An 11,911-nucleotide genomic window follows, 5' to 3' on the forward strand; every position below is an offset into this window, starting at 1 on the left:
AATCAAAATTATTAATAAATTTTAAGTTATTATTAAGCTAAGTGCAATTTAATTGTAAATTCAACACCTTTTTTTGTATTTTTGGCGTAAATTTCACCATTTAAATGTTTTTCTATAATATCCTTACAGATATAAAGTCCTAAACCCGTTCCATGGTATTGATGTTTGGTTGTAAAATATGGATCAAATATTTGTGATAAAATGTCTTCATTTATACCACCAGCATAATCTTCAATTGTAATATAAACAAAACTATCTTTTTTGAAACTTTTAATATTAATCTTTTTATTTGTATTGATTTTATTGATTATATAAGCATCTTTACTATTTGTAATTATATTAATTAAAACTTGAGATAATTCTCCTATTACTAATTCAACATATAAAGGTGTTTCTTCATTTAATTGTAAATCTATGTTAATATGATTGTTTTTTAGTGCAGCTTCAAGTATTTTAAGAACCTCTAGAATTCTATCTTGTACATTCACTTTTGTTAATATTCTATCCTCTTTTATAAAATTACTAAATTGATTTATAGTATCTGATAAATAAACGACTGTATCTAATACTGTTTGCAAGTTTTTTATTGAGTTTTCTTCTTCTATTTTATTAAGTTCAAAATCAAGTTTCAAACCTGAAGTAACAGTAGAAATTAAACTTAATGGTTGTCTCCATTGATGGGCAATATTTCCTAGCATCTCCCCCATTTGTACAAATTTACTTTGCTCTAAAATTAATTTTTCTTTTTTTCTTTTTTCTTCTTCTAAGGATTTAATTTTTGTTAAATCAAGTAGTGTTCCAATTAATCCAGCAACTTCACCTTCTTCATTGAAAAATGCTGATTTATAAAAAACTACATCATATACATTCTTAGTTAGCTTATTTACAACCTTCGATTCATAAACCTGAGGGTTTTCTTCTAAATTAAATACTTTTAAATCTTGATTGTAATAAATGTCAGCAATCTCTTTTGGCGCAACATCATAAACATTTTTATTTAAAATCTCTTCTTTTGTAAAACCTGTAAATTCGCACCAAACTTTATTTACATTTATATAATTTCCTTCAATGTTTTTAATAAAAAATGGTACGGGTGATGTTTCAATTAAAGCATTTAAAAAGTTTTTTTGTTGAAGAAGTTCATTATTTCTTTCTTTTAATTCTTGCGTGTTTTTTTCTATCTTATGCTCTAAATTATCATTTATCTCTTGTAATTGATTAGTTTTTTTCTTAACTTCAAATTTTAATGCTTCTTTTTCACTAATAATTTTATAAAACAAGTATAAAAGTAAAGATATTATTAAGATTATTAAAATATTTATTAAATACATTATCCCAAGATATGAGCTTATATTATCTGCTTTTGCTCTAATAGTAAGAATACCTTGAATAGTTTTATCGATTTTGTTTATTACAGGAATAGTAGTAATAGTAAGATTTGCTTCTTTATCAAAAATTGTTTCTACTTTAAAAGATGAAAAATTTTTATAAATTTTTTCTTGACTAGACTTAGTTGAGATTAAATTATTTATGTCTTTTCTTGTACTCTTTTCTAGTTCTTTTAAAACTTTTGTATTATATAAATAGCCTTTAAAATGCGATGATTTATATAGCTTTGATTTATCTAAAAAACCATTTTTAAAATCATTTTCATTAGTAAAAAAATTACTTAAAACATAATACTGTTTCATTATACTAGAAGTTATTGCTGAAGCATCAAAGGTAAAAGAGATTAATCCAATATATTTTTCTTTGTGAAAAATCGGATATAAAAATCTAAATCCACTGCCACCTTCCCCAATATTAAAGCTATCTAAAGGTTTATGGGTCTCATTTACATATCTAATGTCTGTTCTTAATTGGCTTGCTTGAAAATTGTATCTTTTTGGATTTTTCATTACTAGTAAGAAGGTGTTATCTGGCAAAATTATATTAATGCTTGTAATGTGTTTTTCTTTTAAAGTCTTGTATCTTTTTTGTATATTTTTATATAGAGTATCTCTAATAATTTTTTGAGCATCTTTCGTACTTTGTTGATAGATTAATAGTTTTTCATCTAATTGATTAGTTGTAACTAAGCCACTAAAAAAAATTTCTGACATCTCTTTATATTGATTATAAACAGTTTTATAAACTTTTAAATATGAATTGCTTTTATTATTTAACTCATTATTTATAAATTTATTAATTGAATAGTTTGTAACAACATAAGATAAAACTAGAAAAATTAAAAGTAGAAATGCAAATAAAAATCTAAGTTTTTTTATTTTTTTGGATTGAATCATCAATGAAACCTATTGTAAAGTTAAGTATGGTATATTATTTTTGATTATATTTTAGACAAAATCTACTTAAATAATACAAAAAATAATCTAATCCAAAAATTCAATTGTTTTTTGTTAAAATTTGCCAGAATTTATATGTAATATAAACAAAGGATAAAAATGAAGATTATAGTTTTACTTGTTGTTGGAATTATTTTATATTTTATTGCAAGAGGTTATAAAACTGAAAAGTTTGAAAGCATTAAACTTGATATAAAAGAGAGATTTAATGGTGATTTATTAAATCATGAGGCAGGTCTTCTTGTTGCTTTAATGGCAAAAGTTGCAAAGGCAGATGGACAAGTTTGTGAGCTAGAAGCAGAGATGCTCAAACACACTTTTTCTGATATTTCAAGACATTTTGAAAATCAAAATGAGATTAGAGAAAAATTAAAAGATATTTACAAAAAAGAGAAAGAAAGTTTTGAAAATACAATAGAAATCTCTGAAAAACTTTACAAAATAACAAAAAACCACTACGAAAAAAGATTAGGAATTATAGAATACTTATTAAATATTGCATTTATTGATAAAGAATTTTCTAAAACAGAATTGATGATTTGTGAAGATATTTCAAATGCTTTAAAGATTAAAAAACAAGATTTTGAAAACCTTGTTAAAAAATTTGAAAACTTTTATGCAAATCAAAAGGCAAATCAAGCTTTATCTTTAGAAAAAGCATATGAAGTTTTAGAATCAAATTCAAATGATGATAATGCAACATTGAAGAAAAACTATAGAACTCTTGTGAAAAAACATCACCCAGATATTGTTTCAGGAAGTGGTGCAGGGCAAGATATTATAGACCAAGCTACAAAAAAACTTCAAGAGATTAATGAAGCTTATGAATTAATAAAGAAAGAGAGAAAGATATAATTGCTTGAAGAGTTTGATGAAAGATATGAAGTTTGTAATTGTAGAAAGGTTTCTTTAGAAACAATAAAAGATGCAATCTTAAAAAAAGATGCTAGGACATTAGGTGATATTCAAGATATTACAACAGCTGGTACGGATTGTAGACATTGTATTTTCCCTGAAGGTGATTTTGGGAAAATAAAGAAAAAGATTTATTGTAAAGATATTTTAAAAGAGGTTTTAAATGGCTAGAAAATTTCATCATTCATATGAAGTGTGTAAATGTAAACATGTTACTTTGGGTGAAATTATGCATGCAATTAAAGAAAGAGATGCTTTAACTTTAGATAAACTTGGTGAATTTACTGATGCAGGTACTTGTTGCCAATGTTGTCAAAGTGAAGAGAAAGATATAGGCTCAGAAAAAATGGAACTATACTTAACTCAAATATTAAATAAATTTGTAGGTTAAAATGAAAAAAGAAGAATTAATAGAAGATATAAAAAAGCTAATTGCAACAAATAAAAATGACACAATTGATATTAATCCAAATTTTTTAGCATATTTTCAAGAATATGAATTAGAAGCTATAAAAAATGACTTGATTTTTAAAAAAAGCCAAATAAGAGAAACTACTTTTGATTATTTAGATGAGATTTATGAAAAAACAAAGGAAAATTAATTTATAATAAAATTATTAGGGCAACTAGGAAGAAGAAATAAATACATTGTTACATAATCGTGTACTTTACAATAAATTATTTTTAAAAGAGGCAAAGGAAAATACTTAGCCTAGCAAAAACTAAATGGAGCAAAGAATGAAAGAAATACCTTTTTATCAAACATCATTGGGAGATGAAGAATTAGGACAATTAAAAGATGTTCTTGAAATGAATAGAGATGAAAACAAAGTTTTAGAATTTGAAGAAAATATAGCAAATTTTGTTGGAGCAAAACATGCAATCGCAACTTGTAATGCAACAGGGGCAATTCACCTTGCATTAAGTGCAATAAAATTAAAAAGAGGTGACAAAATTTTAATGTCAGTTAACTCTTTTGTTAATGTTCCTGAAGTTGTAAGGCACTTTGATGCTGAGCCAATTTTTATTGATATTAATTCTGAGGATATGAATATTGATTTAAATAAATTTGAAAAAGCATTAGAAGAGAATAAATCAAAAAAATTAAGAGGGGCAATTATAACTTTTGTTGCTGGACAAACTCCTGATTTAGACAGACTTTATGATATTGCGGAGAAATATGGAATTATTTTAATTGAAGATGCAACATCAGCTTTAGGTGTAACATACAATGATGAAACTGTTGGAAGCTTAAGAGCTGATATGACAATTTTTTCAACAAATCCATCAAATGGTAAATACTCAGTGAGTAGAGCAGGTGTTATTGTTACAAATAACGAAGAGATAGCAGAACGTGCAAAACTATTAAGAACTCACGCAATTACGACTACATATGATGATTTTGGAAACTTAGATTATATTTATGATGTTGTTGATATTGGACACAAATATGATATGTCTGAGTTAGATGCCGCCTTTTCTTTAGCACAATTGAAAAAAACTAATAAATTTATTAAAAGAAGAAAAGAGATTGCAAAGATATATAAAGATAGATTAAGTGGTATTAGACATGTTACAATACCTAATCATAAAGAAGAGCATATCTTTACACAATTTATTATTAAGATTTCAAGAAATAGAGATGCTTTTGCCAGAGCTTTAAAAGAAAGAGGTGTATCAACAGGACTTAACTATATTCCTTTACATCTGTTAACATATTATAAAAATAAATATTCTATTAAAATTACAACATTTAGTTCAGCTTTAACTTCATATCAACAAATTTTATCAATTCCAATGTATCCAGGTATGACGGATGAAGATGCAAATTATATTTGTGATCAGATTATAGAAATAGCTTCTGAATGGGTATAAATATTTGAAGCAAAAGCTTTTCTTATGGGTGGAAGACTATCTCTTCTTCCCAAACCTTTTTCAAAGATTTATCTCAATACTTTTACTCCCTTTTACTTTAGTTTATATGTTAATTATTGCTTTTAAAAGAGCAAAGTCAACTCCTATTGATTTTAAGATTCCAATTATTTCTATTGGAAATATTATTGTTGGTGGAAGTGGGAAAACACCACTAACTATAAAACTTGCAAAAAATTATAAAGATGTAGCAGTTATTTTAAGAGGCTATGGAAGAAAATCAAAAGGTTTATTTGTAGTTTCAAAAAAAGGAAAAATAATAACTGATACTAACACAAGTGGAGATGAAGCAATGCTTTTAGCTAAATCATTACCAAATGCTACAATAATTGTTAGTGAGGATAGAAAAAAAGCTATTTTAAAAGCAAAAGAACTAAATTGCAAGTTAATATTTTTAGATGATGGTTTCTCTAAATATGATATTAACAAATTTGATATTTTAATAAGACCTAAAGACGAACCAACAAACCTTTTGTGTCTTCCTAGTGGTGGTTATAGAGAACCTAAGATGGCATACTCTTTAGCAAATTTAGAACTTCAAGAAGGCATTGATTTTAAAAGAGTTGTAACTATTTATAAAGATAATAAAATTATAAATAAATTACCAAGTAAACCGATACTTTTAACTGCAATTTCTAAGCCAAAAAGAGTTTTAGAATTTCTACCTGAAAATACAAAAATGATAGCCTTTGAAGATCATCATAATTTTACTGATAATGAAATTAATGATATAAAATTAAATTATAAAGACTACAGCTTTATCTCAACTGAAAAAGATTTTGTAAAATTACAAAACTTTAACTTTGATGATATCTACCTTGCGAAGCTTGATTTAGAGTTTATAAATAAAGACAAACTTTCTTCATTAGACAAGTATATAGAATTAAATAAAATTTAAAACATTAATAATATTGTGTTATAATTTTATATATGTACTAGTTCTAGTATAAAAGGAACATACAATGAAGTTTTTTGAAGAACTATCATTAAATAAGATAGAAAAATTAAAAGAAATTGAGTCTCTTTTTTTCTATTTACTTAAAACTACTCCCGATTATATTTTTATAAAAGATAAAGAACATAAATTTTTATATGCCAGTGATACAATTGCAAAAAATTGTGGTTTTGAAGAGGGTTCTGAACTATCAGGTAAAACAGATTTTGAATTATTTCCAGAAAAGTTTGCAAAAATCTATTATGAAGAAGAAAAAAAAGTTTTAGAAAAAGGAAAAAACATAACTTCAAAAGAAGAACCCTATATGAAAGACGGAAAAGTATGTTATATAAGTACAACAAAAAGACCAATTTTAGATGAAAATGGTAATATTGTGGGTGTTTTTGCAATATGTAGAGATATATCAAAAAGAAAAAAAATAGAAGAAGAGTTACAAAAACATGCTGACTTTGATACCCTAACGAAACTTTACAATAGAAGAATGTTCTTTGAACAATCAAAAAAAATGCTTGAACTTTGTAAAAGAGAGTGTAAAGAAGCAGTTTTATATTTTATTGATTTAGATAATTTTAAAGGCATAAATGACAATTATGGACATGATGCAGGTGATGAAGTTTTAAAAACTATTGCAAATAGATTGAAAGAAAATTTTAGATCATCGGATGTAATTAGTCGATTTGGAGGAGATGAGTTTTTAATCTTTACTATCTCCCAAAATAAAGAACAAATTCATGAAACTATAAAAAATGAAATAATACAAATAATTTCAAAAAGAATCGAATTTAAGTATGATAGCTTTTTTGTAAAATGTAGTATTGGTATCTCTATTTTTCCTGAAGATGGAAAGGATATTGAAAAATTAATATCAGCTGCAGATTTTAGAATGTATGAAGAGAAAAAAAATCACCACTCAAGAAGATAAGCTTAATTAAAAGCTTATCTTATTATATGACCTACAAATTTTGACATATTATCTAAAATTTTTTCACCTCTTCTAAAGCCTAAAGCTGATGCTTCATAAGCATAAAATACTCCAGCTTGGTAAGAGTTTCCGTTCTTATCTGTAGGAAGTTCTACATACTCTTGAAATATTGCTTTGTGACCTTCATATTCACCATGAATCTCACAATCAATTGAACCATCTTCATTTATGATTTTTGTATTTGCGCCTTCTCTTCCAAAACATCTTTTTTCAACTTGCTTTTTACCAACTAGTGGCTCAAAAGAAGTCTCTAAAAGAAGAGGGTGATTTGGATATAAATCCCAAAGAATTTTCATAAAACCTTTTGATTGAAACATCAAAGTATAAGCAGGATTAAAAATAATAGCTTTTTTTTCTTTTACTATTTGTGTTAACATTAGTGCAAGTTCACTCTCTTCAATTGCAATATCTTCCCATGGAATAAGTTTAAACCAAAATTCGAAAAGCTCATCTTCTTTGTAGATACCTTCATCATTGAATTGAATATTTTCAATATATTCAAAATCAGTATTAAAACCAGCTTCACTTGCTAAATGTTGAAGAAGTTTAGTTGTATTTATATCTTCACTAGAACTAGAAATTGAAGAAAATAGTATCTTCCAACCAAGTTTTGAGTAATATTCATCAAACTTTTCAATATCTGAATCTAAAGTAATAATTCTTTTAAAATTATCTTTTATTGCTTCGGTAAGATTATTAAACTGACTAGCATCATCAAGTCCATTTTTCTTTAAAAGTGCCCATTGAATTATTGCTGTTTCAAATAATGAAGTTGGTGTATCTGCATTAAATTCAATTAATTTTATAGGTTTTTCATCAATTCCACCTGCTAAATCAAATCTTGAATAAAGATGCCAGTGAACATCATTTTCCCATGATTCTTTTATTAATTCTACAAGGTTGAAAGGGATATTGATTTCATGAAATAGGTTATTCTCTATTACATATTCACCTGCCTCACAAAACATATCATAAAGCTCATTTGTAGCCTCATAAAAAGCATTTGCCTCATCTTCTGTAATTTGTACAATCTCGTCTGCTACATATGAAGAATCATCTTCATCAGTATGCCAAACAAAGCCTATTGATTCTAGATATTCGTCTGTTAAAGGTTGAAGTTTTTCTAAATTCATTTTATTATCCACCAAACCCTGAACTTTTACCAAAGAATGAACCAGATTTTGAACTACCTGATCTACTCCCAAAAAATCCACTCTTTTTAGAACTACTACTTGAAGTACTAGACTTTGCAGCTTTTGTAAATGAACTTTTTGATCTACTATATGTTTGAGGAGATTTATATTGAGCTTTTCTTTGATTTTGATAGTTTTGATTGTTAAATAGTTTATTACCAATCCAAGATCCAAGCATAGCACCTGCTATAGAAGATAATAAAATCCCACCAAGGCCCATTCCATTTGACATCTCTGGGTTTGTAAGCCCTGAGGTACCATTATCAATTTTAACAGCTTCTTCTTTGATTAAAGCATCAATTTCTGCTTGTGAAAGAATTCTTTCACTTCCATCTAATTCCCTTAAAACAATTGTAGTTTTAGAAGCAGGAAACTCATCAGCAATAGTGTATCCTCCACCTTGAAGTTTTTCAATAACTACAAAGGCTTCTTGTTTTTGAGAAGCATTTGAAAAAGCATTGTTTTGATTTTGATTTTGGTTATTCGCAGATTTATCTTCACATCCTGCTAGTCCTGCAATTAAAATTGCTCCAAGACCACCCACCATAGTATAATTTGATATCTTTTTAATATGATTTTTTTTCTTCAATATTCTTCCTTTTATTTTTTTAATGCGTTTCTCATAGTTTCAATAAGTTTTCCATCGGCTTTTGTATTAGTAAATAGCTCAAATGCTAACACCCCTTGATATAAAAGCATATCTTCTCCATCTTTTATCTCTAAACCTTTTTCTTTTGCTAGTGCTAAGAAAGGTGTTTCTTTCCCATAAACACAATCAAAAGCAAATGAAGCATTTTTTAAAACCTCTTCTAAAATCTCTTTTGGACAAGGTAGATAATCATCTTTTAACCCAGCACTTGTAGAGTTTACAATTAGGTCAAAATCATTTCCTTCAAAGTTCTCCCAAGTAGTGCATTTTATGTTGTATTGTTTGAAAAAGTCAAGTTTTCCTTCACTTCTATTTAATACAGTTACATCAATGTTCTTTTCTTTTAAAGCAAGACTAATAGCCTTTGCTGTTCCTCCTGCACCAAGAAGAAGTACTTTTTTTATTTCTCCAAAGGTCTCAATTGCTTTTAAAAATCCTGGTGCATCAGTATTGTATGCAACAATTTTACCATTTTCATTTATATAAGTATTTACTGCTTTAATCTTATTTGCAATACCTCTAACTTCATCAGCATCTTTAAAAGCTACTTCTTTATGGGGAACTGTAATATTTGCACCTAAGTATTTTTCTTGTGAAAAAGTATTTTTAAGAGTACTTGGATCTTCTATTAAATGCTTTACATATTCACCGTCGAAATTTAGTTGTTTAAATCCTGCATTATGCATTTGTGGTGATTTTGAATGTGCTACTGGGTTTCCAAAAATTGCAAATTTGTTTGTCATTATAATCCTTTAATTGTGGCGATTTTATCAAAAAAACAATAAGAGTATATTAAATTATAATAAGTACAATAGGTATAAAAATTAATTGGATTTCAAATGAATAAAATATTCTTTACTTTTACAAATATTGATGATGGAAATTTTGCTTTCCATGTTCCTGATATTAAAGAAAATGTTGATAAAAACAGAAAAAAACTTCTAAAAAAATATAATTTAGAAGATAAAAAACTTATTTCGATGAATCAGGTTCATGGTAATAATGTTAAAGTTGTAGATAAACACTCCCAAAATATAATAGATGATTGTGATGGTGTAATTACAAACGATGATAATGTTGTTTTAATGGTTATGGTAGCAGATTGTATACCAATAATTTTTATTGATAGAAAAAAAGGTGTAGTAGCTGCTGTTCATGCAGGTAGAAATTCTACTTTTTTAAAGATTTCAGAACTTACAGTAAAAAAAATGGTTAATGAATTTAATTGTAACTATTCTGATATAGAAGTACATATGGGGCCGTCAATTCAAAAATGTTGTTATGAAGTAAATGATGAACTGGTTACCATAGTTGAAAAAAGTTTTGGAAAAGAGTTTATAAATGGAAAATTTATTGACCTTCAAGGTATAAATGAGAGTTTACTCAAGAGCTTAAATATCAGTAATATAACTATATCTAATACTTGTACTAAGTGCTCAAATGAGCCATATTTCTCGTATAGGATAGATAATAAGTGTGGTAGATTTGCTGGAATTGTCACAATATAGGCACTTATGTAAAAATTATGTATATTTCATGTAAATATTATGTCTCTTAAAGAAATATTAAAGTTCATAAGCTTAAATTATGATTTTCTTCTTTTTTGTAAGTTTTAATGAGTTACAATTCGGTAACCCCTAAACAAAGAGAGAGGATAGAAAATGAGTAAACAACCTGTTACTAGAGAAGAAGCATTGGATTATCACCAATATCCAAAAGCTGGAAAATTAGCTATTGAAACTACAACTAAATTAGAAACTCAAGATGATTTATCAAAAGCATACACTCCAGGTGTTGCATTTCCATGCTTAGAAATTGAAGAAAACCCAGAAAATGCATTTAAATACACTGCAAAAAGAAACCTTGTTGCAGTAATTACAAATGGTACAGCTGTATTAGGACTTGGTAATATTGGAGCATTAGCTGCTAAACCAGTAATGGAAGGGAAATCAGTATTATTTAAAAAGTTTTCAGCTATTGATTCTTTTGATATTGAAGTAGATGAAGAGAATCCAGAAAAATTTATTGATGTATGTAAGGCTATTGCTCCAACATTTGGTGGTATCAACCTTGAAGATATTAAATCACCTGAGTGTTTTGAAATTGAAAAAAGATTAATTGAAGAGCTTGACATACCAGTTATGCATGATGACCAACATGGAACAGCAATTATTACATCTGCTGGTGTAATTAATGCATGTGATATTTTAGGAAAAAATCTTGAAACATTGAAGGTAGTTGTTGTTGGGGCAGGTGCAGCAGCGATTTCTTGTTCAAGAATGTATAAAGCTATCGGAATTAAAAATATTATTATGATTGACTCAAAAGGTGTTTGTCATGATGGTAGAGATGATTTAAATGAATTTAAAAAAGAGTTTTCAGCAAAAGAACCAATGACAAAAATTGATGCCTTTAGGGAAGCAGATATGGTTCTTGGATTATCTAGACCTGGAACTTTTACACAAGAACATATTGCTGTTATGGCAGATGAACCAATCATATTTACATTGGCTAATCCAACTCCTGAATTATTCCCAGATGAGATTTTGGCAATTAGAGATAAAGCTTTAATTGGTACAGGAAGAAGTGATTTTAATAACCAAGTTAATAATGTAATTGGATTTCCTTTTATTTTTAGAGGTGCATTAGATGTACAAGCAAAAAAAATAAACATGGCTATGAAAAAAGCTGCAGCATATGCAATTGCAGATTTAGCAAAAAAACCAGTTACTGATGAGATTAAAGCTATTTTTGGAGATCATATTGCTTATTCAAAAGAATATATCATCCCAAAACCATTTGATAAAAGACTTATTGTTGAAATTTCAAGTGCAGTTGCAAAAGCAGCAGTAGACTCTGGAGTTGCTAGAGAGAAAAATTATGATCATGAAGCATATAGAGAACAGCTATCTAAAATGATTTAAATCTTTATTTTGGTAT

13 protein-coding genes are annotated in these 11,911 nt (G+C 27.2%); 9 read left to right on the top strand and 4 right to left on the bottom strand.

The window, feature by feature from the left end; translation table 11 throughout:
• Positions 1-32 precede the first annotated feature (32 nt).
• Entirely contained in the window at positions 33-2,285 is a 2,253-nt protein-coding gene (locus AC2TY9_RS10960; protein ID WP_489777498.1) for a PAS domain-containing sensor histidine kinase, read from the bottom strand.
• Between the two features lie 159 nt (positions 2,286-2,444).
• Between AC2TY9_RS10960 and AC2TY9_RS10965 the strand changes: the two genes are divergently transcribed.
• The 7 genes from AC2TY9_RS10965 (at position 2,445) to AC2TY9_RS10995 (ending at position 7,069) form a co-directional block, all read left to right on the top strand.
• On the top strand, positions 2,445-3,200 hold the full coding sequence (locus AC2TY9_RS10965; protein WP_489777499.1) for a TerB family tellurite resistance protein: 756 nt from the start codon (positions 2,445-2,447) through the stop codon (positions 3,198-3,200).
• Positions 3,201-3,431, top strand: a complete 231-nt coding sequence (locus AC2TY9_RS10970) for a (2Fe-2S)-binding protein (protein ID WP_489777500.1) — start codon at positions 3,201-3,203, stop codon at positions 3,429-3,431.
• Positions 3,424-3,651, top strand: coding sequence for a (2Fe-2S)-binding protein (locus AC2TY9_RS10975; RefSeq protein ID WP_489777501.1), 228 nt, complete (start codon positions 3,424-3,426; stop codon positions 3,649-3,651). Before AC2TY9_RS10970 ends, AC2TY9_RS10975 begins: the two co-directional genes overlap by 8 nt.
• A 1-nt stretch (position 3,652) precedes the next feature.
• Positions 3,653-3,862: a hypothetical protein gene (locus AC2TY9_RS10980; RefSeq protein WP_489777502.1), complete on the top strand. Its 210-nt coding sequence runs from the start codon at positions 3,653-3,655 to the stop codon at positions 3,860-3,862.
• Positions 3,863-3,998: 136 nt separating this feature from the next.
• Positions 3,999-5,135, top strand: a complete 1,137-nt coding sequence (locus AC2TY9_RS10985) for a DegT/DnrJ/EryC1/StrS family aminotransferase (protein ID WP_489777503.1) — start codon at positions 3,999-4,001, stop codon at positions 5,133-5,135.
• A gap of 4 nt (positions 5,136-5,139) precedes the next feature.
• The gene (locus tag AC2TY9_RS10990) at positions 5,140-6,090 is read left to right on the top strand and encodes a tetraacyldisaccharide 4'-kinase (RefSeq protein WP_489777504.1); all 951 of its coding nucleotides are present in this window, start codon (positions 5,140-5,142) and stop codon (positions 6,088-6,090) included.
• 64 nt (positions 6,091-6,154) lie between these two features.
• A complete protein-coding gene (locus AC2TY9_RS10995) occupies positions 6,155-7,069 on the top strand; it encodes a GGDEF domain-containing protein (protein WP_489777505.1) in 915 nt (304 codons plus the stop codon).
• Positions 7,070-7,083: 14 nt separating this feature from the next.
• Here the strand turns inward: AC2TY9_RS10995 and AC2TY9_RS11000 are convergent, their stop codons facing one another.
• The 3 genes from AC2TY9_RS11000 to AC2TY9_RS11010 are packed head-to-tail and all read right to left on the bottom strand — an operon-like array spanning position 7,084 to position 9,714.
• Complete coding sequence (locus AC2TY9_RS11000; RefSeq protein ID WP_489777506.1) at positions 7,084-8,262, bottom strand: glutathionylspermidine synthase family protein; 1,179 nt, start codon at positions 8,260-8,262, stop codon at positions 7,084-7,086.
• Positions 8,263-8,266: 4 nt separating this feature from the next.
• Positions 8,267-8,911, bottom strand: coding sequence for a UPF0323 family lipoprotein (locus AC2TY9_RS11005; protein WP_489777507.1), 645 nt, complete (start codon positions 8,909-8,911; stop codon positions 8,267-8,269).
• A gap of 11 nt (positions 8,912-8,922) precedes the next feature.
• Positions 8,923-9,714 carry a shikimate dehydrogenase gene (locus tag AC2TY9_RS11010; protein WP_489777508.1) on the bottom strand — a complete coding sequence of 264 codons (792 nt, stop codon included), beginning with the start codon at positions 9,712-9,714 and terminating at the stop codon, positions 8,923-8,925.
• 96 nt (positions 9,715-9,810) lie between these two features.
• Here AC2TY9_RS11010 and pgeF point away from each other — a divergent pair, with 96 nt between their 5' ends.
• Both pgeF and AC2TY9_RS11020 read left to right on the top strand, forming a co-directional pair.
• The gene (gene pgeF, locus AC2TY9_RS11015; protein ID WP_489777509.1) at positions 9,811-10,479 is read left to right on the top strand and encodes a peptidoglycan editing factor PgeF; all 669 of its coding nucleotides are present in this window, start codon (positions 9,811-9,813) and stop codon (positions 10,477-10,479) included.
• Between the two features lie 153 nt (positions 10,480-10,632).
• The gene (locus AC2TY9_RS11020; protein WP_489777510.1) at positions 10,633-11,895 is read left to right on the top strand and encodes a malic enzyme-like NAD(P)-binding protein; all 1,263 of its coding nucleotides are present in this window, start codon (positions 10,633-10,635) and stop codon (positions 11,893-11,895) included.
• Positions 11,896-11,911 lie beyond the last annotated feature (16 nt).

It is taken from the genome of Arcobacter sp. ISO1 (assembly GCF_058105185.1).

Bases quoted from the DNA above. Each gene is read 5' to 3' on its own strand.
- pgeF (WP_489777509.1), top strand. From the start codon at position 9,811: ATGAATAAAATATTCTTTACTTTTACAAATATTGATGATGGAAATTTT.
- AC2TY9_RS10995 (WP_489777505.1), top strand. From the start codon at position 6,155: ATGAAGTTTTTTGAAGAACTATCATTAAATAAGATAGAAAAATTAAAA.
- AC2TY9_RS11020 (WP_489777510.1), top strand. From the start codon at position 10,633: ATGAGTAAACAACCTGTTACTAGAGAAGAAGCATTGGATTATCACCAA.
- AC2TY9_RS11000 (WP_489777506.1), bottom strand. From the start codon at position 8,262: ATGAATTTAGAAAAACTTCAACCTTTAACAGACGAATATCTAGAATCA.
- AC2TY9_RS10975 (WP_489777501.1), top strand. From the start codon at position 3,424: ATGGCTAGAAAATTTCATCATTCATATGAAGTGTGTAAATGTAAACAT.
- AC2TY9_RS11010 (WP_489777508.1), bottom strand. From the start codon at position 9,714: ATGACAAACAAATTTGCAATTTTTGGAAACCCAGTAGCACATTCAAAA.
- AC2TY9_RS10960 (WP_489777498.1), bottom strand. From the start codon at position 2,285: ATGATTCAATCCAAAAAAATAAAAAAACTTAGATTTTTATTTGCATTT.
- AC2TY9_RS10985 (WP_489777503.1), top strand. From the start codon at position 3,999: ATGAAAGAAATACCTTTTTATCAAACATCATTGGGAGATGAAGAATTA.
- AC2TY9_RS10965 (WP_489777499.1), top strand. From the start codon at position 2,445: ATGAAGATTATAGTTTTACTTGTTGTTGGAATTATTTTATATTTTATT.
- AC2TY9_RS10980 (WP_489777502.1), top strand. From the start codon at position 3,653: ATGAAAAAAGAAGAATTAATAGAAGATATAAAAAAGCTAATTGCAACA.